22 protein-coding genes are annotated in these 19,254 nt (G+C 71.1%); 6 read left to right on the forward strand and 16 right to left on the reverse strand.

The features are described 5' to 3' along the window. Positions 1–10: 10 nt before the first annotated feature. The gene (locus tag OWC43_RS07810) at positions 11–1,558 is read right to left on the reverse strand and encodes a malonyl-CoA synthase (RefSeq protein WP_393956265.1); all 1,548 of its coding nucleotides are present in this window, start codon (positions 1,556–1,558) and stop codon (positions 11–13) included. 97 nt (positions 1,559–1,655) lie between these two features. Then, positions 1,656–2,108 (reverse strand): hypothetical protein, encoded by a 453-nt coding sequence (locus tag OWC43_RS07815; RefSeq protein ID WP_393956266.1) that lies wholly within the window; start codon positions 2,106–2,108, stop codon positions 1,656–1,658. A gap of 116 nt (positions 2,109–2,224) precedes the next feature. On the opposite strand from OWC43_RS07815, the gene map reads away from it, so the two are divergent. Together map and OWC43_RS07825 are read left to right on the forward strand one after the other, a co-directional pair. Further along, entirely contained in the window at positions 2,225–2,977 is a 753-nt protein-coding gene (gene map / locus OWC43_RS07820; protein WP_137829567.1) for a type I methionyl aminopeptidase, read from the forward strand. A 98-nt stretch (positions 2,978–3,075) separates the two neighbouring features. Next, on the forward strand, positions 3,076–3,978 hold the full coding sequence (locus OWC43_RS07825) for a collagen-like protein (protein ID WP_393956267.1): 903 nt from the start codon (positions 3,076–3,078) through the stop codon (positions 3,976–3,978). Positions 3,979–4,056: 78 nt separating this feature from the next. On the opposite strand, the gene OWC43_RS07830 is transcribed toward OWC43_RS07825, so the two are convergent. The 3 genes from OWC43_RS07830 to queD form a co-directional block, all read right to left on the reverse strand. Beyond that, positions 4,057–4,794, reverse strand: coding sequence for a PIG-L deacetylase family protein (locus OWC43_RS07830; RefSeq protein ID WP_393956268.1), 738 nt, complete (start codon positions 4,792–4,794; stop codon positions 4,057–4,059). Positions 4,795–4,856: 62 nt separating this feature from the next. Continuing rightward, positions 4,857–5,582: a 7-cyano-7-deazaguanine synthase QueC gene (gene queC, locus OWC43_RS07835; protein ID WP_137829570.1), complete on the reverse strand. Its 726-nt coding sequence runs from the start codon at positions 5,580–5,582 to the stop codon at positions 4,857–4,859. 6 nt (positions 5,583–5,588) lie between these two features. Next, positions 5,589–5,942 carry a 6-carboxytetrahydropterin synthase QueD gene (gene queD / locus OWC43_RS07840; RefSeq protein WP_137829571.1) on the reverse strand — a complete coding sequence of 118 codons (354 nt, stop codon included), beginning with the start codon at positions 5,940–5,942 and terminating at the stop codon, positions 5,589–5,591. 347 nt (positions 5,943–6,289) lie between these two features. Here queD and OWC43_RS07845 point away from each other — a divergent pair, with 347 nt between their 5' ends. Next, positions 6,290–7,354 (forward strand): SDR family oxidoreductase, encoded by a 1,065-nt coding sequence (locus OWC43_RS07845; RefSeq protein ID WP_393956269.1) that lies wholly within the window; start codon positions 6,290–6,292, stop codon positions 7,352–7,354. Positions 7,355–7,577: 223 nt separating this feature from the next. Here the strand turns inward: OWC43_RS07845 and queE are convergent, their stop codons facing one another. Further along, positions 7,578–8,210: a 7-carboxy-7-deazaguanine synthase gene (queE, locus tag OWC43_RS07850; RefSeq protein WP_393956270.1), complete on the reverse strand. Its 633-nt coding sequence runs from the start codon at positions 8,208–8,210 to the stop codon at positions 7,578–7,580. A gap of 255 nt (positions 8,211–8,465) precedes the next feature. On the opposite strand from queE, the gene OWC43_RS07855 reads away from it, so the two are divergent. Continuing rightward, positions 8,466–9,974 (forward strand): D-alanyl-D-alanine carboxypeptidase family protein, encoded by a 1,509-nt coding sequence (locus OWC43_RS07855; RefSeq protein WP_393956271.1) that lies wholly within the window; start codon positions 8,466–8,468, stop codon positions 9,972–9,974. Positions 9,975–10,092: 118 nt separating this feature from the next. Continuing rightward, entirely contained in the window at positions 10,093–11,220 is a 1,128-nt protein-coding gene (locus OWC43_RS07860) for a CobW family GTP-binding protein (RefSeq protein ID WP_393956272.1), read from the forward strand. Between the two features lie 68 nt (positions 11,221–11,288). On the opposite strand, the gene OWC43_RS07865 is transcribed toward OWC43_RS07860, so the two are convergent. The 5 genes from OWC43_RS07865 to OWC43_RS07885 all read right to left on the reverse strand — a co-directional run bounded on the left by OWC43_RS07865 (position 11,289) and on the right by OWC43_RS07885 (position 15,350). Further along, entirely contained in the window at positions 11,289–11,612 is a 324-nt protein-coding gene (locus OWC43_RS07865; protein ID WP_137829576.1) for an HPr family phosphocarrier protein, read from the reverse strand. Positions 11,613–11,702: 90 nt separating this feature from the next. Continuing rightward, complete coding sequence (locus tag OWC43_RS07870; RefSeq protein WP_137829577.1) at positions 11,703–12,104, reverse strand: PTS sugar transporter subunit IIA; 402 nt, start codon at positions 12,102–12,104, stop codon at positions 11,703–11,705. Positions 12,105–12,229: 125 nt separating this feature from the next. Further along, entirely contained in the window at positions 12,230–12,745 is a 516-nt protein-coding gene (locus tag OWC43_RS07875) for an HPr kinase/phosphorylase (protein WP_137829578.1), read from the reverse strand. After that, a complete protein-coding gene (locus tag OWC43_RS07880; protein WP_137829579.1) occupies positions 12,742–14,586 on the reverse strand; it encodes a stimulus-sensing domain-containing protein in 1,845 nt (614 codons plus the stop codon). Before OWC43_RS07880 ends, OWC43_RS07875 begins: the two co-directional genes overlap by 4 nt. A 47-nt stretch (positions 14,587–14,633) precedes the next feature. After that, positions 14,634–15,350, reverse strand: coding sequence for a response regulator transcription factor (locus OWC43_RS07885; protein ID WP_056248322.1), 717 nt, complete (start codon positions 15,348–15,350; stop codon positions 14,634–14,636). A gap of 316 nt (positions 15,351–15,666) precedes the next feature. Here OWC43_RS07885 and OWC43_RS07890 point away from each other — a divergent pair, with 316 nt between their 5' ends. Beyond that, the gene (locus OWC43_RS07890) at positions 15,667–16,461 is read left to right on the forward strand and encodes a HugZ family protein (RefSeq protein ID WP_393956273.1); all 795 of its coding nucleotides are present in this window, start codon (positions 15,667–15,669) and stop codon (positions 16,459–16,461) included. Here OWC43_RS07890 and OWC43_RS07895 read toward each other — a convergent pair. From OWC43_RS07895 to cobS, 5 genes are all read right to left on the reverse strand, one after another. Next, positions 16,448–17,140 carry a TIGR02281 family clan AA aspartic protease gene (locus tag OWC43_RS07895; RefSeq protein WP_393956274.1) on the reverse strand — a complete coding sequence of 231 codons (693 nt, stop codon included), beginning with the start codon at positions 17,138–17,140 and terminating at the stop codon, positions 16,448–16,450. The two genes, OWC43_RS07890 and OWC43_RS07895, sit on opposite strands and share 14 nt — an antisense overlap. Further along, positions 17,137–17,349: a DUF1289 domain-containing protein gene (locus OWC43_RS07900; protein ID WP_393956275.1), complete on the reverse strand. Its 213-nt coding sequence runs from the start codon at positions 17,347–17,349 to the stop codon at positions 17,137–17,139. Before OWC43_RS07900 ends, OWC43_RS07895 begins: the two co-directional genes overlap by 4 nt. A gap of 34 nt (positions 17,350–17,383) precedes the next feature. Next, on the reverse strand, positions 17,384–17,866 hold the full coding sequence (locus OWC43_RS07905) for a type II toxin-antitoxin system YhaV family toxin (RefSeq protein WP_393956276.1): 483 nt from the start codon (positions 17,864–17,866) through the stop codon (positions 17,384–17,386). Then, positions 17,863–18,225, reverse strand: a complete 363-nt coding sequence (locus OWC43_RS07910; RefSeq protein WP_393956277.1) for a type II toxin-antitoxin system PrlF family antitoxin — start codon at positions 18,223–18,225, stop codon at positions 17,863–17,865. Before OWC43_RS07910 ends, OWC43_RS07905 begins: the two co-directional genes overlap by 4 nt. A gap of 68 nt (positions 18,226–18,293) precedes the next feature. Continuing rightward, a complete protein-coding gene (gene cobS, locus OWC43_RS07915; protein WP_137829583.1) occupies positions 18,294–19,121 on the reverse strand; it encodes an adenosylcobinamide-GDP ribazoletransferase in 828 nt (275 codons plus the stop codon). Positions 19,122–19,254: the final 133 nt, after the last annotated feature.

The following is a 19,254-nucleotide window of genomic DNA, read 5'->3' on the forward strand; positions in this document are numbered from 1 at the left end:
CTACCGCCCGTCACCCCTTCGGCGGGCCCGCGTAGAGCCCAGCATGGCTCTCCCGCAAAACATTCTTCTGCACCTTGCCCATGGCGTTGCGGGGCAGATCGTCGGCGAACAGCACGCGCTTGGGGCACTTGTACTTGGCGAGCCGCTCTTCCAGCGCCGCGAGGATGCCGGCCTCGTCCGGAGCGTTCTCGCCCGCCACCACCACGGCGGTGACGCCCTCCCCGAAATCCGGGTGGGCCAGCCCGATCACCGCCGATTCGACCACGCCGGGCAGAGCATCGATCTCGGTCTCGATCTCTTTCGGATAGACGTTGTACCCGCCGGTGATGATCAGATCCTTGCCCCGGCCGACAATGTGAACATAGCCGTCGCGATCGATCTTGCCGAGATCGCCGGTGATGAAGAAACCGTCCGCCTTGAACTCGGAGGCGGTCTTCTCGGGCATGCGCCAATAGCCCAGGAACACGTTGGGACCCTTCACCTCGATCATCCCGACTTCCTCGGGGCCGAGCGGCGCGCCGGTCTCGGGCTCGACCACCCGCAGGGTCACGCCGGGCAGCGGGAAGCCGACCGTGCCGGCCCGCCGCGCGCCCTCGTAGGGGTTCGAGGTGTTCATGTTGGTCTCGGTCATGCCGTAGCGTTCGAGGATCGCGTGGCCGGTGCGCTCCGACCATTCGCGATGCGTCTCGGCGAGCAGCGGCGCCGAACCTGAGACGAACAGGCGCATGTGCGCGGCGGCTTCGCGGGTCAGGCCCGGCTCCTTGAGCAGCCGCGTGTAGAAGGTCGGCACGCCCATCATCGCGGTCGCCCGCGGCATCAGCTCCAGGATCTTCTTCGCGTCGAGGCGGGGCAGGAACAGCATGGTGCCGCCGGTGGCGAGCACGATGTTCGTGGCAACGAACAGGCCGTGGGTGTGGAACACCGGGAGCGCGTGGATCAGCACGTCGCGTTCCGTGAAATGCCAGTACTGCGCCAGCGTTAGGGCGTTGGACACGAGGTTGTCGTGGCTCAGCATGGCGCCCTTCGAGCGCCCGGTCGTGCCCGAGGTGTAGAGGATGGCGGCGAGATCCTCGGGCCCGCGGGCCAGGTCGGCGAAATCGGTCGCGGCGGCGTCCGCCGCCTCGGCCATGCTGCCGTGCCCGTCGCCGCCGAGGGTGCGGATCTGCGCGACGCCGGCCCCGCGGGCCACGGCCGTGAGATCCGCCTCCCGGGCCGGGTCGCAGACGAACAGGGCCGGCTCGGCATCGCCCAGGAAGTAGGCGATCTCGGCTCCGGTATAGGCGGTGTTGAGCGGCAGGAAGATCGCCCCGGCCCGCACCGCGCCGAGATAGAGGAAGATCACCTCCGCGCTCTTCTCGACCTGCACCGCGACCCGGTCGCCGGGTCGCACGCCGAGGCCGACGAGGGCGTTCGCGTAGGCCCCCGAGCGGGTGAGGAGGTCGGCGTAGCTGTAGCGCCGGCCCTCGGTGACGGCTTCGATGAAGGTGGATCCGCTCGGATCGGCCGGGAGATGCGCGCGCACGAGATCGAACAGGTGGTTGCCGGCTGCCTCCGCCATCGTTTCCGTCTCCTACCCCGTCCCGATTCTTGTCTCCGCGACCGCATTGGCGCAGGGCGGCGCCCGGTTCAAGCGGAGCAGGCGGTCGGGGTCCCGCTCAGTCGGTCGGGATGCGGCCGACCGAGCAGAGGGTGCGCAGGGCTCCCGCGCTGTCGGTGTAGCAGCTCGCCGACCAGCCGTTCTGCTGGATGAAGGATTTGCGGCCCTCGCGCAGAGCCGTCTCGTAGGCCCGCGTGAGGATCGGCCCGATCGCCGCCGCCGGCTCGCCGATCACGGATTCCGAGGCGAGGGTCAGGTCGCGAAAATAGGCGGCGGACGGGGAGGGATCGCCCGAGGCGGCCTGCACGATCGGCTGGGCCCGGCAGGTGAGATTGAGCGTGACGCCGCTCGCCGTGCGCACGTCGATGCTCGGGCCCGTCCGCCGCCCCGGCTTCTTCGCGCCGGTGGCCTGGGCGATGGTCTGGGCGAGGGCGTCGCACGTGTCCGCCCGGCCGGGGGAGGGGGCGAGCAGCGGGAGCGCGAGAAGGGCGGAGAGGAGCGAGCGGCGCATGGCGTCCCTCTATGCGCGCAGCCCAACGCAAGGAGCAAGACGGCGCGGCTTCGCCCGACCGCCCGGCTTCGCTATAGCCGAGATGCGAGCGGGCCGCCGATCTTCGAGGAATCCCCATGACGGTGTCGAGCGACGACGAACTGGCGGCCCTGAAGCGGATCGGGCGCATCGTCGCCGAGACGCTGGAGGCGATGGGAAGGGCCATCGAACCCGGCATGACCACGCGCGACCTCGACGCGATCGGCCGGGCCTGCCTGGAGGGGGCCGGCGCGCGGTCGGCGCCGGAGACGGTCTACGGCTTTCCCGGTGCCACCTGCATCAGCGTCAACGAGGAGATCGCCCACGGCATTCCCGGGGATCGCCGGATCGGGCCGGGCGATCTCGTCAACATCGACGTCTCGGCGGAGAAGGACGGCTATTTCGCCGATACCGGCGCCTCGTTTCCGGTGCCGCCGGTGACGCGGGCGGTCGAGCGCCTCTGCAAGGATGGACGCCGCGCCCTGTGGACCGGCCTGCGCCAGGTCGGCGCCGGCAAGCCCGTCGCCGGCATCGGACGGGCGGTGGGCACCTTCGCCGCGAAGAACGGCTACACCCTGGTGCGCAATCTCGCGAGCCACGGCGTCGGCCGCGCCCTGCACGAGGAGCCCACCGAGATCGCCACATGGCCCGACGCGTCGGAGCGCCGGATCATGGGTGAGGGGCTGGTGCTCACCGTCGAGCCGTTCCTGTCGCTGGGCGCCGACTTCGCCGAGAACGGCGACGATCCCTGGACCCTCTACAGCCGGCCGCGCGCCCGCACGGTGCAATACGAGCACACGGTGGTCGCCACCCGCAACGGGCCGCTGATTCTCACGATGGCGGGAGCGTGAGAGAGAACCGGGGGCGAGCGGGCTTGACCGTTCGGCCGGAGCCGCCGAAACCTGCCCCGCCGCGCCGGTAGACGCGCGGGCGAGCCGGGAGGAACGAGATGCCTGCGACGTGCGCCGTGGGACGTTTGCCGTGGCCGATCCTGCTGGCGGGCCTGTTGCTCGCCGCACCGGCCGCAGCCCAGCAGCCTGCGCCGGCCGATGCGCCCGCGCCCCAGGCGCGGCCGGCTCAGGCCCAGCCCAGACCTCAAGCACAGGGCCGTTCGAAGACCTCGGTGCCCCCGATCCAGATCTGGGACGCGCGCATCGAGGGGGGCGACCTGCGGATCAGCGGCAGCATCCGCAAGAGCAATCAGACCGTGGTCCTCGACGACGACATCTCCGTGCTGTCCGACCGGCGCGGGCGCTTCGAGTTCCGCCTGCCCTATCGGCCTGCCACCTGCGTGGCCGTCGTGAAGTCGGGCGAGGACGAGCGCGAGGCGGTGATCGCCAATTGCGCCCCGGAGGGACAGCCGGGCAAGGCGGGCGAGCCGGGTCCGCAGGGTGTGGCGGGGATCCAGGGACCGCCCGGTCCCGACGGTATCCAGGGACCGCCCGGCGCCCCGGGGCCGCAGGGGCAGAAGGGCGAACGCGGCGAGGCAGGCCCGGCCGGCGCGCCGGGTCCCGCGGGCCCGGCCGGCCCCAAGGGGGAGGCCGGCCCGAAGGGAGAGACGGGTCCCAAGGGAGAGGCCGGGGCCAAAGGTGAAGCCGGGGCCAAGGGTGAGGCGGGCGCCAAGGGCGAGGCCGGGGTCAAGGGCGAGGCCGCCACTGCGGCCGCGAGCCCGTTCCGGGTCGTGCGCACGCAGACCTGTCCGGAGACCGGCTGCACCCTCGCCTGCGATTCCGGCGAGGTGGTCGTCTCGGCGGTCTGCCTGAAGGGCGGGCCGGCGCAGTTCGATGCGGCGACCTCCGCCACCTGTCCGGCCGGCAGCGGCGGCATCACCGGGCTCTGTGCCAAGCCGTGAGCGATCCCTGGAGCCCCTTTCGGGGCTCCACACGCAGGATCACGGGAAGGCGGGGTCGCGCGAGGGTCGCGTGCGCCGTCAATCCGGCAGGGCGATGAACCACTCGTAGGGGCCGGTCAGGCGATCGATCATCGCGGGTTGCAGCTGGAAGCCGGCGGGATCGTCCTCGATCAGGCCCGAGACCTGAGAGGCGTGCGCCTCCACCGCCCGGCGCTTGGCCGCCCGCTCCGCCTCGACCGCGAGGCGATAGCCCGACGGGGCCGCCCCGACCTCGCGCTCCGGCGGCAGGGTCCAACCCCAGACCGGGTAGGCGTAGAAGGCCGATCCCGGCAGATGCGCCTGGGCGAGATCGACGATGGCGGCGGAGGCCGTGTGGTCGCAATGGGGATCGTGCCGCCACGTCACGAACACGGCCCGCGCGCCGGCCTCCCGCGCGATGTCCGCGATGCGCGCCGCCGCCGCCTCGGCCCGCGGGCCTTCGCTCGGCACGCCGCCATCGGGCAGGCGCAGGAAGTGGATATGCTCCGCCCCGAGTCCCAGGGCCGCCATGGCCGCCACCGTCTCGGCTTCGCGCAGGCTCCGCAGGCGGTCGTGTGGATAGGCCTTGGAGTTCGGGTGGGAGCCGCAGCCGTCGCTGACGATGACGACGCGCACGCTCCGGCCGCTGGCCAGGGCCTGCGCGATCAGCCCGCCGCAGCCGAGGCTCTCGTCGTCCGGATGCGGCGCGACCACGACGAGGCCGCCCTCCGGCAGGATCGTCTCGAACGCCGCCACCGGCAGGGCGGTCACGGCCTCGAAGAAGGCATCGGCGCGCATGGGCTCCTCCCGTCGTTCGGTTGATGGGTTCGGTCGGGGCGACCGTTCGGGCGCGATCCGCCTCAATCGGCCCGTGCCGCGAGATAGCGTGTGAACCCCCGGGCGCGCAGGTCGCAGGCCGGGCAGGTGGCGCAGCCATAGCCCCAGGCGTGGCGCTCGCCCCGCTCGCCGCGATAGCAGGTGTGGCTCTCCTCGACGATGAGGTCGACCAGCGCCCGGCCGCCGAGTTCCTCCGCGAGCGACCAAGTCTGCGCCTTGTCGAGCCACATCAGGGGCGTGTGCAGGACGAAGCGGCGCTCCATCCCGAGATTCAGCGCGACCTGCAGCGCCTTGATCGTGTCGTCGCGGCAATCGGGATAGCCCGAGTAATCGGTCTCGCACATGCCGCCGACGATGTGGCGCAGGTCCCGCCGGTAGGCCAGGGCGGCCGCGAAGGTCAGGAAGGCGATGTTGCGCCCCGGTACGAAGGTGTTGGGCAGCCCGTCCCGCTCCAGCGCGATCTCGCTCTCGCGGGTCAGCGCCGTGTCGGAGATCTCGCCGAGCGCCCCGAGATCGAGGGTGTGGTCGCGCCCGAGCCGGCGCCACCAAGACCGGTCGAGGGCGGTCATCCCCCGGCGCAGGGCCGCGCGACGGTCGAGTTCGACCCGGTGGCGCTGGCCGTAATCGAAGCCCAGGGTCTCGACCCGGGGGAAGCGGTCGAGCGCCCAGGCGAGGCAGGTGGCCGAGTCCTGGCCGCCGGAGAACAGCACCAGGGCGCCGGCATCGTTGCCCGTTGCGCTCTCCGCCATGGCTTATCAGCCCTCGTATTCGGCCCAGGACATCGGCGTCTCGAAGACGCGCACGTTCGACAGCCCGGGGATTGCCGGCTTGGCCTGATGCCAGATCCAGGCCGCGATATGCTCGGCGGTCGGGTTCTCGAGGCCCTCGATGTCGTTGAGGCAATGGTGGTCGAGCCGCTTCAGGAGCGGGTCGAAGGCGCTCTCGATGTCGTAGAAATCGATGATCCAGCCGGTCTTCTCGTCGATCTCGCCGGAGACCGTCAGCTCGACGCGGTAGGAATGCCCATGCATGCGGTGGCAGCGATGCGTTTCCGGCACGTTGGGTAGGCGATGGGCCGCCTCGAAGGTGAAGGCCTGCGTGATCTTCATGCTGTCTCAGCCGGCCGCGGGAGCCGGCACCGGGTTAGTGAAAGGCGGCGCGCCGCCAGAATCACCGATATGTCATCGAACCTCCCGGAATGCACGCGCGACCCCGGTATGCCTGCCGGAACCGGCACCTGCGCCGGCCGGTTCGTGAGGTTCACGGGATCAGGCCCACAAGCGCGTGCTCCGGGATGCGGCCGAAGATTCGGCCGTGTGGGGTGGCGCCGGAAGCACGCGGCAATCTCCGATCGAGATGTCCCGCCCGCTTCCTCGACGCTGCGCCGCGCCGCCCGCACGGCTGACGATCGCGAGACCACCGAGCAACACCGACGAACGGCCATCGAGGGATCATCATGAGCGGAACGGCACTGATCGCCGGTGTCGGCGGCATCGTCGGCAACAATCTGGCGCGCCATCTCGTCGCCACTGGCTGGACCGTCCAAGGGCTCGCCCGGAATCCGCCCGGCGACATTCCCGGCGTCGAGCCCATCGCGGCCGACCTGCTCGACCCGGCGGGCCTCGGAACGGCGCTCGCCGGGCGTCGTCCGAGCCACGTCTTCGTCACCACCTGGCTGCGCCAGGAAACGGAGGCCGAGAATATCCGGGTCAACGCGGCGATGGTTCGCAACCTCCTCGACGCGGTTCGGCCCGCCGGCACCACACAGCACGTCGCGCTGGTGACCGGCCTCAAGCACTATCTCGGGCCGTTCGAGGCCTATGGGCAGGGGACCTTGCCGGCCACGCCCTTCCGCGAGGAGCAGGGCCGGCTCAATGTCGAGAATTTCTACTATGCCCAGGAGGACGAGGTCTTCGCCGCCGCGGAGCGCGACGGGTTCGGCTGGAGCGTGCATCGACCGCACACGATCATCGGCTACGCTCTGGGCAACGCGATGAACATGGGCGTGACGCTCGCCACCTACGCCACGCTCTGCCGGGAGACCGGCCGTCCGTTCCGCTTCCCCGGCTCGGCGGTGCAGTGGAACGGCCTGACCGACATGACCGACGCGCGGTTGCTCGCCCGGCATCTCGCCTGGGCGGCGACGACGCCGGCGGCACGCAACGAGGCCTTCAACGTCGTCAACGGCGACGTCTTCCGCTGGAGCTGGATGTGGAGCCGGATCGCCGCGTGGTTCGGCGTCGAGCCCGCGCCCTTCGACGGCGCGCCCAACCCCCTGGAGGTGCAGATGGCCGGGGCGGCGGCGCTCTGGGCGGAGATCGCCGCCCGGCACGGACTGATCGAGCCGGACCTCAACCGCCTCGCCTCTGCCTGGCACACGGATGCCGATCTCGGCCGCCCGATCGAGGTGGTGACCGATATGAGCAAGAGCCGCCGCCTCGGCTTCCTCGATTACCAAGCGACGGACGAGGCGTTCTTCGATCTGTTCGAGCGGCTCCGGGCCGCGCGGGTCATTCCGTGATCACCCTGTGAGGCTCGGCCCCGGTTCGACGTGAATCGTGCAAGCCGCCCCGACGGGAGACCGTGATTGTCCGATCCACACCCTCATCCTGAGGTGCCGCGAAAGCGGCCTCGAAGGAGGGGGCCAGGGATCGCGCGACCCACTGGAACCCTCCTTCGAGGGCGGCGCCGCGCGCCGCCACCTCAGGATGAGGGGGGATGGGAGAAGCCGGTCGAACGGACCCTCACGGGATCCCGATGATCTTGTGGGTCTGCAGCGACAGCCGCCAGCGGGCGTCCGACCGGCAATAGGCCACCGCCGCGGCGGTGTTGGCCGCCGCCTCCGGCCCGTCCATCGGCTGGAGGAAGCGGTGGCGGAAGGGCAGCTCGGCGAAGCGCTCAGGGGGAGCCTCGGCCTGGGGGAAGACGAGCTTGAGTTCGTGGCCCGAGGTCTGGGCCAGCGGGTTGCCGGCCTTGGGGCTCACGCAGATCCAATCGATGCCGGGCGGGGCGGGCAGGGTCCCGTTGGTCTCCACCGCCACCTCGAAGCCGCGGTCATGGACGGCGGCGATCAGCGTTTCGTCGAGCTGCAGCAGCGGCTCGCCGCCGGTGAAGACGACGTAGCGGTTGGCCTCGCCCCCGGCCCAGGTGGCGGCGATGGCGTCCGCCAGGGCTGCGGCGTCGGCGAAGCGTCCGCCGCCCTCGCCGTTCATGCCGATGAAATCGGTGTCGCAGAAGGTGCAGGCCGCCGTCGCCCGGTCCTCCTCGCGGCCCGACCAGAGATTGCAGCCGGCGAATCGGCAGAACACCGCCGCGCGCCCGGCTTGGGCGCCCTCGCCCTGGAGGGTGTGGAACAGTTCCTTGACCGCGTAGGACATGCCGATTTCGCTGCGTTGCGCGTCTGCCCATACAGGGGCGCGGGGAACCGTGTCACGCCGCGCGTAATTCTGCGGGCACAACCCTGCCGACGAGCTTATCCGTTGGTGATCCGACGGTTTCTGCCATGCTCTCGCCACGGAGGGCACGTTGATGATCGCGCAATCCTTGCGCCGGACCCGCGCTTGTCCCTCGGGACGGAGCGACGCCCCGGCGCCGTCACACCGTTTCCTGCCCCCTTGCCCGAGATGAACCCGATGGTGAACCGAGTCTGGGGACGCCTGATCGCACGGCTCGCCGTGCTGGCGGCGGTGGCCGGCCCCCTGGCCGCTCCGGCGGCGGCGGTGACGACACCGATCCTCGTGGTCGAGGCCGAGTCCGGCAAGGTGCTCTACAGCCAGGGGGCCACCGATCCCTGGTATCCGGCCTCCATCACCAAGCTGATGACCACCTACGTCGCCCTCGACATGGTGCGCCGGGGCAAGGTCTCGCTCGACACGCTCCTGACCGTCTCGCCCGAGGCTGCGGCCGAGCCGCCCTCGAAGATGGGCTTCAAGCCCGGCACGCAGATCACCCTCGACAACGCCCTCAAGATCATCATGGTCAAGTCGGCCAACGACGTGTCCTGGGTGATCGCGGAAGGTCTCGGCGGATCGGTCGACGGTTTCGCCGACATGATGAACGAGACCGCGCAGCGGATCGGCATGCGCGAGAGCCGCTGGTACAACCCCAACGGCCTGCCCGAGCCGCGGCAATGGACCACCGCCCGCGACATGGCGATCCTGGCGCGCGCCCTTATGCGCGACTTCCCCGACCAGCAGGGCCTGTTCTCGATCTCGGCGATCCAGTTCGGCAAGGCCGTGATGGCCAACCACAACGGCCTGCTCGGGCGCTATCCCGGCGCCGACGGGATGAAGACCGGCTTCATCTGCTCGGGCGGGTTCAACGTGGTGGCGAGCGCGACCCGCGGGGGACGCCGCATCATCGCCGTGGTGATGGGTCAGCCGACCGCGCGCGAGCGCGACATCAAGGCCGCCGACCTGTTCGATTACGGCTTCAGCCAGTCCGCGGGCTGGACCGCGCAGACCCTCGAGACCCTGCCGGCCTCCAACCTCGCCGCCCCGCCGGACCTGCGGCCCTATATCTGCGACAAGCGCAAGCCGCTTCCTGTCGACGAGGGGCCGGGCGCGCTGACGGCGGGCGCCGACGCCACCGCCACCCAGCTGTTCGGATCGGCCACCGCCGACACCTCGAACCTCGCCTTCGCCGCGCTGAGCGCCGCCAATGTCCGCGGGCGCAGCCTGCCGCCGCGCGCGCCGCTTCAGCCGATCGCGGTCTGGACCGGCCGCAGCCCGGCCGAGGGCGCCGCCGCCCTGGCCCAGGCCGAGCAGGAGGCCCAGGCCTCCAAGGAGGCTGCGCGCAATGCCAAGCTCGAAGCCGTGCGCGTCAAGCGCGAGGAGGCGAAGGCCGCCCACGCCGCCAAGGTCGAGGCCGCCAAGCAGGCCGCTGCGGAGAAGGCCGCCAAGGCCCGCGCCGCCGCCGTGACGGCGCCGAAGCCCGCCGCGAAGACGGCCGCCAAGGACAAGGTGCCCGCCGCCGCCAGCGCCTACACCGCCGCCGAAGCGCCGGCGAAGGCTGCGCCCAAGCATGCCGAGAAGCCGACAGCGAAGAAGCCCGAGGCCAAGTCGGAGGCAAAGCCGGCCGCCAAGAAGACCGAAGCCAAGCCCGCCGCGAAGAAGGCCAAGGGCAAGGACGACGACGCCTGATCCTGTCCCGACCCGGCGCCGTCCCCTCCCTGCAACGGAGGAAGAGGCGCCGCCGCGGCTTGTCCGGTAGAGAGGGTGGAATCGCGGCTCTGTCGCCGCTGCTTCCGGACGTCGGCCCATGACCCAGACTGATCCCCGCCGCCCGGCGCCGATTCCGCTGACCGTCCTCACCGGCTTCCTCGGCGCCGGGAAGACCACGCTCCTCAACCGGCTGCTCGCCGATCCGGCGCTCGCCGACACGGTGGTGATCGTCAACGAGTTCGGCGAGATCGGACTCGACCACCTGCTGATCGAGACGGTCGATGACGGGATGATCCTGCTCGGGGCGGGCTGCCTGTGCTGCACCGTGCGCGGCGACCTCATCAACACCCTGGAGGATCTGCTGCGCCGCCGGGACAACGGCCGCATCGGCGCGTTCCGCCGGATCGTCATCGAGACCACCGGGCTCGCCGATCCCGCCCCGATCCTCCACGCCCTGATCTACCATCCCTACCTGTCGCTGCGCTTCCAGCTTCAGGGCGTCGTGACGGTGATCGACGCGGTCAACGGTCAGGCCACCCTCGATGCCCACCCGGAGGCCCGGCGGCAGGCCGCGGTGGCCGACCATCTCGTGCTGACCAAGGCGGATCTTCCCGGGGCCGAGCCCGAGGCGCTCGCGGCGCGCCTCTCCGCCCTCAATCCGGGCGCGGCGATCCAGGGGCCGGACGTTCCGGCCGAGCGCCTTCTCGGCGGCCTGTTCGGGCTCGACGGCAAGCACGGCGATGTGCGGGCATGGCTCGGAGCGGAGGCGCCGGACGATCATCACGACCATGCCGGAGGACACGCCCATCACGGGCATGCTCATCACGGCCACCACCATCACGACGTGAACCGTCACGATGCCGCGATCCGCGCCTTCCATCTCACCAGCGACACGCCGGTGCCGCGCCCGGCCTTCGAGATGTTCCTCGATCTCGTCCGCTCGGCGCACGGGCCGAAGCTGCTGCGCCTGAAGGGGCTGGTGGCTTTGGCCGACGATCCCGAGCGGCCGGTGGTGGTGCACGGGGTGCAGCACGTCGTCCATGCCCCGGTGACGCTGCCGGCTTGGCCCGACGACGACCGGCGCTCGCGGCTCGTCATGATCGTCCACGATCTCGACCCGGATTTCGTGCGCCGGATCTGGGACGCCTTCCTGGGCCGCCCGGCCATCGACGCGCCGGACCGTGCCGCGCTCACCGACAACCCGCTGGCGATTCCGGGGGGCTGACGCGAGGGTTCGGCCCTCGGCGCGCGCCTCGACCCGCGAGAGGGACGATCCCTCTCGAGACCTCGGACCTACTCGTCCTCGCCGAACTTGTCGGCCAAGAGGGCCTCGATGGCGTCGAGGGCGGCCTCGGCATCGTCCCCCAGAGCCACCACGGCGATGGTGGTGCCCTTGGCGGCACCCAGGGTCAGCAGGCCCATGATCGAGCGCCCGCCCACGGTCTCGCCGCCGCGGGTCACCGTGACGGCGGCGGCGTAACGCTCCACCGTCTGCACGAACTTGGCCGAGGCGCGGGCATGGAGGCCGCGGCGGTTGATGATCGGCAGGATGCGGCAGAGCCCACCCTCGGGGATCTCGGGCTCCGGCTCGATCTCGCCGTCCACGCTCTCGCTCATCAGCCTTCGTGCTCCCTCCCGGATCGGGACAGAGTGGTTAAGCCGGCTCTCGGGCGAAGGGAAGGCGCTGTCTCGGCGATTCCGGTGGGGCTACTTGCCCGCCAGAACCCGCGAGGCGACGTTGATGTACTTGCGTCCCGCCTCCTGGGCATGGAGCACCGCGTCGCCAAGGCTCTCGGCCTCGCGCACGCTGGCGAGCTTGATCAGCATCGGCAGGTTGATCCCGGCGACCACCTCGACCTGGCCGCCGTTCATACACGATAGCGCGAGGTTCGAGGGCGTGCCGCCGAACATGTCGGTGAGCACGACGACGCCCGCGCCCGAATTGACGCGACAGACCGCGGTCATGATGTCGCCGCGGCGCAATTCCATATCGTCCTCAGGGCCGATCGTGATGGTCTCGATCTGCTTCTGAGGCCCGACGACATGCTCCAGGGCGGCCTTGAACTCGGTCGCCAACAGGCCATGGGTGACGAGCACCATTCCAATCATCGAAGCGTGTTCCGACGCCCTGTGAGCGGAGACGCCATCTTGTGCAGCGCAAGGTGAAGCGCAACCCGGTCGCGGCGAATTGCTCGACGCAACGCCCTCACCATGACATGGCGGTGACACCGGCGCTACACATCGCGGACCTCACCGGGCACGAGAGCCGCCGGGTGCGTCCGTAAGGCCACGCTGGCGTCGAGCGCCTCCCGAATCAGGTATTCCCTCGGTTGATCCCGTGCAAGGGACAGCCGCGGCAGGCTTACCCCCAAAAGACCCTCGCTCAGGAGACGCTCCGTCGCAGCCGGTCCCGCGGGCATCCGCTCGGGCGCTTCGACCAGATCGACCACGAGCCGCAGCACCGCCGCCTCCGCATGGGCCGCGAGCCGCCGCAGACCGTGGCCGCGGATCTCGATCAGCCCGGCGAGCGTCGGGTGCGGTCGCGCGACGAGGCGCCCGTGACGGGCCTGCAGCCGAATGCGGTCGTCGCCGACCAAGCGGGCATGGCGTCCCTCCAGGGCGGCGCGGTCGAGCAATGCGAGGCAGAGCGACGACTTGCCCGCGCCCGCCGGGCCCCGCACCAGCACGCCGGCCTCCCCGAGGAGGACGCAGCTCGCGTGGAGGGTCAGCGCGTCGGTCGGGGCGCTCACGCCGCGAGGTCGTCGCCGAAGCGGTCGGCCCGGGGCGCCACGGGCAGCCGCACGGTGAAGCGGGCACCGCGCACGGTCGGATGGCCCTCCTCGTCGGCGGGGCCGGGGCGGTTCTCGGCCCGGATCGTGCCGTGATGGGCCTGGATGATCTGGCGCGAGATCGACAGGCCGAGGCCGGAATTCTGTCCGAAGCCCTGCTCGGGCCGGTCGGTGTAGAAGCGCTCGAAGATGCGCTCCAGCGCGTGCTCGGGAATGCCGGGGCCCTCGTCCTCGACGATGAACTCGACCTCGTTCTTCAGGCGGCGCAGCGCCACCCGCACCTGGGCGCCGGGGGGCGAGAACGAGCGGGCATTGTCCAGCAGGTTGTTGACGACCTGACCGAGGCGGCTGTCATGGCCGATGATGCGGAACGGATCCTCCACATCGCCCGGCGGACGCTCGATGTCGAACCGGATTAGGGCCGCCTTGGCCCGCCGCCGCTCGTTGGCAACCGAGGTGACGGTGGTCAGCAGCTTGCCGAGATCGACCCGGCGCGCCTCGGCGCGGGCGAGTTCCGCATCGAGGCGCGAGGCATCGGCGATGTCGGAGATCAGCCGGTCGAGGCGCTTCACGTCGTGCTGAATGATCTGCATCAGCCGGCTGCGCGACTCGTCGGTCTTGGCGAGCGGCAGGGTCTCGACCGCGCTGCGCAGGCTCGTCAGCGGATTCTTCAGCTCGTGGCTGACATCGGCGGCGAAGCTCTCGATGGCGTCGAGGCGGCGGTAGAGCGCCTGGGTCATGTCGCGCAGCGCACCGGACAGATGGCCGATCTCGTCGGTGCGGGCGGTGAAGTCGGGGATCTCCTGGCGCGACTTGATGCCTCGGCGCACCCGCTCGGCGGCATCGGCCAGCCGGCGCACCGGACCGGCGATGGCGCCGGCCAGCAGGATCGACAGCACCAGCATCACCGCCGCCGCCACGAGGAACACCTGGAGCAGGCCGAATCGCTCGGAGGCGATGACGCGATCGATATCGCCCCCTTGCGTCGAGACCATCAGGACGCCGCGCACCGAGCCCGAGCGCTGGATCGGCACCGCCACCGAGACGATGGTCTCGCCGCGCTCGTTGCGCCGGGCGATGGTGCCGCGTGCCCCGGACAGGGCGGCCTGGACCTCGCGGAAGCCGCGCCCGTCCTGCGGCCCCGCCTCCTCCTGGCCGGAGCGCTCGCTGACGACGAGGCCGAGAATGCGGGTGCCGATGAAGTCCCAGGTCCGCTCCAGCACATTGGGCTTCGGCGGCCGCACCGCAGTCTCGTTTCGGCCGACATCGCCGCGGGCGGACAGCGAGCGGGTGTCGAACAGGAGGCTGCCCTCACGGTCGTAGACCCGGGCGCGGTTGCCGGTCGGCGTCACGAGGCGGCGCAGCAGCGGCGCGACCTTCTCCGGATTGAGCGAGAAGGCCAGCGAGGACGGGTCGTCGTCGAAGTCGCGGCCCTCGCCCGCCTGCTGCTGCAGCAGCTTGTCGGGATCGACCCGGATCGTGTCGGTGTCGACCGAGGCCTGGGCCGCGATGGCCAGGGAGATGATGTCGCCCTGGATCAGCAGGCTCTGGACCCGGGACTGGATCAGGCCCTGGCGGAACTGGTTCAGGTACAGGAAGCCGAACAGCAGGACGATCAGCCCGACGAGGTTGAGCACCACGATGCGGCGCGTCAGGCTGGACGAGGCGCGCTGTCCCACCGCGTTCCACAGGTCCCGCGGCCAGGTCAGCGGCGGACGGGCGAAGGATTCGAGCAGGCGCACCAGGGCATGGCGGCGGGCGCCGCCCTGGGAATCGGGGTCTCGGGACAAGGGAGCGAGCATCCGCGGGCGGGCCTTCAAATCGGGGCCTTGGGCTTGCGTATGGGCGCTCAACCTTCCTTGAAGCGGTAGCCGACGCCGTAGAGCGTCTCGATCATGTCGAAGCTCTGGTCGGTCACCTTGAACTTCTTGCGCAGGCGCTTGATGTGGCTGTCGATGGTGCGGTCGTCGACATAGACCTGATCGTCGTAGGCCGCGTCCATCAGGGCGTTGCGGCTCTTCACGACGCCGGGGCGCTGCGCCAGCGCCTGGAGAATCAGGAATTCGGTGACGGTGAGCGTCACCGGCTCGCCCTTCCAGGTGCAGGTATGGCGCTCGGGATCCATCATGAGCTGGCCACGCTCGAGGGAGCGGGCGGCGGCGGCGTCGGCGTCGCGTGCCGGGGCGCCGGGCGTCCCGTCCTTGGGGGCGAAGCGCCGCAGCACCGCCTTGACCCGCTCGACCAGCAGGCGCTGCGAGAACGGCTTATGGATGAAGTCGTCCGCGCCCATCTTCAGGCCGAACAATTCGTCGATCTCCTCGTCCTTCGAGGTGAGGAAGATCACCGGAAGGTCCGATTTCTGCCGCAGGCGTCTGAGAAGCTCCATCCCGTCCATGCGCGGCATCTTGATGTCGAAGATGGCGAGATCGGGCGGGGAGTGGCGCAGGCCGTCCAGCGCCGAGGCGCCGTCGGTGTAGGTCTGGATCCGGTAGCCCTCGGTCTCCAGCGCGATCGAGACGGAGGTCAGGATGTTGCGGTCGTCGTCGACGAGGGCGATGGTCGGCATGCGAAATCCTTGACTGGACGGCGCGGCGCCGCGTCTCCCGTGCGGAAGGGCGGCGGCGCGGCACGCAACCCGCCGGGAGCGGTCGTGATGCCCCGCGGCGGGTCTCGTCCTTTACGACCATCGTTCGAAAAAAGCGAGCGGGGGTCTAAGCTTGGCCGTGACGGACCGGCGCGTTCGTGATCGCCGGCACCGCCTTTTCCGGCAGGATGCCGCACCCGCCGGAGGCCCCGCGCCCTCGTGCGGCGCGGGCGCGACGCGCTATGCTCGGGTCCGAACCGGGCGCCGACGGATCCGGGCGTCCGGGAGGGAGTTTTTCATGAACGACGACGCGACGCCCCCGGCCCCCGAGCGGCGCGGCCCGGCCGAGCCCCTTCCCGCGGCGCAGGCGCCGTTCGACGCCATCGGGCTCGCCCGGCAGCTGCTGCGCGGCGTGCGCGCGGGTGCCCTCGCCACGCTCGACGCCCAGGACGGCACGCCCTTCGCCTCGCTCGTCACCATCGCGACCGACCACGACGGCACGCCCTTGATGCTGATGTCGCGGCTCTCGGCGCATACGCGCAACCTCGACAAGGACCCGCGCTGCTCGCTGCTGTTCTCCGTCGGCGGCAAGGGCGATCCGCTGGCCCATCCGCGCCTGACCGTGACCGGCCGCGCCGCCCGCACCGACGAACCGCGCATCCGCGAGCGGTTCCTGGCCCGCCATCCCAAGGCCAAGCTCTACGCCGACTTCCCCGATTTCGGCTTCTTCGCCCTCGATCCGAATGCGGGCCACCTCAACGGGGGCTTTGCCAAGGCCGCGACGCTGACGCGGGACGAGCTGCTCCTCGATCTCGCCGGGGCGGAGGCCCTGGTGTCGGGCGAGCGCGGCGCGGTCGAGCACATGAACGAGGATCACACCGACGCGCTCGCCCTCTACGCGGCCGCCGTCGGCGAGGCCGGCACGGGGTGGCGGCTGACCGGACTCGATCCGGAGGGCATGGACCTGCTCGCCGGCGACCGCACCGCCCGCATCTCCTACCCGGAGCCGGTGCGGGACATGGGGTCCCTGCGCAAGGTCTTGGTCTCCATGGCGAATGCGGCGCGGTCCGGCGCCGAGACTACCGGCTCCTGAGGATCAGCCGATCGCCCCGCACCTCGTAGGAGGGCAGGCGCGTCAGGAAGCTCTGGCCGAGCAGATTGCCGGTCAGCGCGCCCGGCCGGCTCACCACCGCGTCGACCTGGCGCTCGGTGATCGGTCCGACCCGAATCGAATCGAGCCGGATCGGCGCGGTCATCGCGATGCCGTTGGCGGTGGACACGCGGAGTGTGTAGTCGCCCTCTGCCGGGCGGATGCCGAGGGCGGCGGCGTTCTCGGCGGTGAGCACCACGCTGCTCGCCCCCGTATCGAAGGCGAAGCGCTGCTCGGCGCGGCCGTTCACCTCGGCGATTACCGCGAAATCGCCGTCCGCGCGGCGGGTGATCGTGACCTCGCCGCCGGGGCCGACCACGGCCGTGCCGGGGCGCAGGGCCCCGATCAGGGTGGCGCCGACCCGCTGGGCGTCGTCGCGATAGGCATAGGCGCCGACCGCGAGCGCCCCGAGGCCGAGCCAGATCAGGGCCGCCCGGACCGTGTTCCCCGGCATGGCCAGGGCGTGGCGCCAGCGCCCGGCGGTGATGAGGAGCAGCAGCGCCGAGAGCGAGACGAGGCCGGCGAGCTGATCGGAATCGAGCCCCATGACGAGGCCGCCCTCGTGGTTGGCGATCAGGACGACGAGGCCGATGGCGAGGATCGCGAGCCCGATCCACCTCATCGCACGCGCGCCCCGCGCCCCGGATAGGCCCGGGCCAGCCGCTCCGGCAGGATCGCCATGATCGCGCGCCGCTGCGGCTCGGACAGCGAGCCCCACAGGCCGATCTCCTCGCGGGTGCGGCCGCAGCCCTCGCACAGGCCGTTCCGCGCATCGAGCACGCAGACCTTGGTGCAGGGTGAGGAGGGCTTGGGAGACAGGGGGACGATCATGGCCCTGGCAGATGGGACGGAGCGGGGCCGCGAATCAAGACGTGCGGGCGTTCGGGGCGCTCGCATCGGCCAGAAGCGCGTCCCAGCCGTCGGGCGGGTCGCCCGCATCGAGCCGTCGGGCGAACACGGCGTAGGGGTCGCTGCGCCCGCCCGCTTTGCGCAGCGTGTTCTCATCGTTGACCCAGGCATAGACGATGATGCGGCTCGCACTGTCGAACCGGAAGAACAGGCGGAAACGCTGCAGGAACTTTGCTCGTCGCCAATGACGGTGTGCCGGACCGAGCGTGTTGCCCAGGGAATAGACCGGCGCATTCGGATCGCGCGGGATTTCCTCGAAGATCAGGTCGTGGATGCGGGCGAGGAGTTTCGCCTTCGGATGCGCGCGGTACCCGTCCGGATCGGCGGCAGGCAGCCGCGCGACCTCAGCCACGAGCGGATCGATGCTGGCCCGGAAGGCGGCGGCGCGAAACAGCGTCCATCCGTTGCGCACGACGAACGGTGTAGAGCCGTCCGTCACAGCGTAACGTCGTCCGGGATCGTCTCCTCATCCGAGACGCTCACGCCCGCGGTCAGCGCCTCGATCCGGGCAACTTCCGCCTCCGTGAACGGCTGCAAGCGCTCGGGATGGGCAGCCATGTCCCGCGCAAGAAAGGCAAGATAGGCGGCGACCACCGGATCGCGCTCGATGCTGTCCTCCTCGCCCGCCGTCGCGTCACCCTCGAGCGTCACCAGCATCGTCCCCGGGCCGAGGACATGGGCACGGATCTTCGATTTCTGCCGAAATTCCGGATGGGCACGGAAGAGTGCCTTGTCGAGCCGCAACGCTTCGGACCGGCCGGTCGTCGTGATCGAGCCTTTGAAGCCGGATCGGGGCATCACCGACCTCCACATTCATGATACGTGCGAAAATACGTGCACGATCGTTTCCCTGCAAGGCTGCTGCGCTACGCCGTCGCTCCCACCAGGGCGAGCAGCACCGCGATCTCGCCGAGTTGCTGGCAGGCGCCGACCACGTCGCCGGTCTGGCCGCCGATCTTGCGGCGGGCGAGGGCCGAGAGGGCGAAGGCGGCGGCGGGCGCGAGGACGAGGCCGAGACCGAGGCCGAGCGGCGGCAGGCCCAGGGCCGCTCCGACGAGGGCCAGGGCGAGGCAGAGACCGCCGACGACCGCGAGGGTCACTTGGCTCGGGCGACCGACCGCGGCGCCCGCCCCGCCCGGCCGGGCGGGGGGCAGCCACGCGATCGGGACCAGGGCGGCGCTGCGGGAGACGGAGGCCGCGTAGAGAAGCGCGACCGAAGCGAGCCAGCCGGAGCGGTCGAGCAGCGTGGCGAGCGTCGCGGCCCGGAGCGCCAAGCCGAGGAACAGGGCGGTGCCCCCGAAGGCGCCGATGCGGCTGTCGCGCATGATCTCCAGGCTGCGCTCGGCGCTCCGACCGCCGCCGAAGCCGTCGGCCACGTCCGCGAGGCCGTCCTCGTGCATCGCGCCGGTGACGAGGGCGAGGGCGGCCAAGGCCAGGGCGGCGGCCACGAACGGGCCGAGCCGGATCTCCCAGGCCAGGACCAGCACGAGGGCGGCGGGCAGCGCCAGCAGCAGGGCCGCGATGGGGAGCATCCGCGGCACGGTGCGGAAATCCGGGATGCCGTAGGGGGCCGGCTCGTCGGGCAGCGGCGGGATCGGCAGGCGGGTGAAGAAGCGCAGGCAGGCGGCGAGGTCGTAGACCCAATCCGCGCCGGGAAAGGGAGGGCCGGGATCGCCGCCACTGCGCTCGACCATTCCGGCTCCCCGAGGCGGCGCTGCGCCCATTGCCGATGCGGCGCGCGGGCACGGCCGCCTGTACCGCGGGCCCGCACGCTTCTATAGCGCTGGCGGGTCCGCGCCCGCTACGCGCCCCATCCGCCGTCCCGCC

It is taken from the genome of Methylorubrum sp. POS3 (assembly GCF_043352485.1).
Lineage (GTDB): Bacteria > Pseudomonadota > Alphaproteobacteria > Rhizobiales > Beijerinckiaceae > Methylobacterium > Methylobacterium suomiense.

What these genes read in the sequence shown, in the direction of transcription:
- OWC43_RS07810 (WP_393956265.1), bottom strand. Translation starts at nt 1,558, where the DNA reads ATGGCGGAGGCAGCCGGCAACCACCTGTTCGATCTCGTGCGCGCGCAT.
- OWC43_RS07815 (WP_393956266.1), bottom strand. Translation starts at nt 2,108, where the DNA reads ATGCGCCGCTCGCTCCTCTCCGCCCTTCTCGCGCTCCCGCTGCTCGCC.
- map (WP_137829567.1), top strand. Translation starts at nt 2,225, where the DNA reads ATGACGGTGTCGAGCGACGACGAACTGGCGGCCCTGAAGCGGATCGGG.
- OWC43_RS07825 (WP_393956267.1), top strand. Translation starts at nt 3,076, where the DNA reads ATGCCTGCGACGTGCGCCGTGGGACGTTTGCCGTGGCCGATCCTGCTG.
- OWC43_RS07830 (WP_393956268.1), bottom strand. Translation starts at nt 4,794, where the DNA reads ATGCGCGCCGATGCCTTCTTCGAGGCCGTGACCGCCCTGCCGGTGGCG.
- queC (WP_137829570.1), bottom strand. Translation starts at nt 5,582, where the DNA reads ATGGCGGAGAGCGCAACGGGCAACGATGCCGGCGCCCTGGTGCTGTTC.
- queD (WP_137829571.1), bottom strand. Translation starts at nt 5,942, where the DNA reads ATGAAGATCACGCAGGCCTTCACCTTCGAGGCGGCCCATCGCCTACCC.
- OWC43_RS07845 (WP_393956269.1), top strand. Translation starts at nt 6,290, where the DNA reads ATGAGCGGAACGGCACTGATCGCCGGTGTCGGCGGCATCGTCGGCAAC.
- queE (WP_393956270.1), bottom strand. Translation starts at nt 8,210, where the DNA reads ATGTCCTACGCGGTCAAGGAACTGTTCCACACCCTCCAGGGCGAGGGC.
- OWC43_RS07855 (WP_393956271.1), top strand. Translation starts at nt 8,466, where the DNA reads ATGGTGAACCGAGTCTGGGGACGCCTGATCGCACGGCTCGCCGTGCTG.
- OWC43_RS07860 (WP_393956272.1), top strand. Translation starts at nt 10,093, where the DNA reads ATGACCCAGACTGATCCCCGCCGCCCGGCGCCGATTCCGCTGACCGTC.
- OWC43_RS07865 (WP_137829576.1), bottom strand. Translation starts at nt 11,612, where the DNA reads ATGAGCGAGAGCGTGGACGGCGAGATCGAGCCGGAGCCCGAGATCCCC.
- OWC43_RS07870 (WP_137829577.1), bottom strand. Translation starts at nt 12,104, where the DNA reads ATGATTGGAATGGTGCTCGTCACCCATGGCCTGTTGGCGACCGAGTTC.
- OWC43_RS07880 (WP_137829579.1), bottom strand. Translation starts at nt 14,586, where the DNA reads ATGCTCGCTCCCTTGTCCCGAGACCCCGATTCCCAGGGCGGCGCCCGC.
- OWC43_RS07885 (WP_056248322.1), bottom strand. Translation starts at nt 15,350, where the DNA reads ATGCCGACCATCGCCCTCGTCGACGACGACCGCAACATCCTGACCTCC.
- OWC43_RS07890 (WP_393956273.1), top strand. Translation starts at nt 15,667, where the DNA reads ATGAACGACGACGCGACGCCCCCGGCCCCCGAGCGGCGCGGCCCGGCC.
- OWC43_RS07895 (WP_393956274.1), bottom strand. Translation starts at nt 17,140, where the DNA reads ATGAGGTGGATCGGGCTCGCGATCCTCGCCATCGGCCTCGTCGTCCTG.
- OWC43_RS07900 (WP_393956275.1), bottom strand. Translation starts at nt 17,349, where the DNA reads ATGATCGTCCCCCTGTCTCCCAAGCCCTCCTCACCCTGCACCAAGGTC.
- OWC43_RS07910 (WP_393956277.1), bottom strand. Translation starts at nt 18,225, where the DNA reads ATGCCCCGATCCGGCTTCAAAGGCTCGATCACGACGACCGGCCGGTCC.
- cobS (WP_137829583.1), bottom strand. Translation starts at nt 19,121, where the DNA reads ATGGTCGAGCGCAGTGGCGGCGATCCCGGCCCTCCCTTTCCCGGCGCG.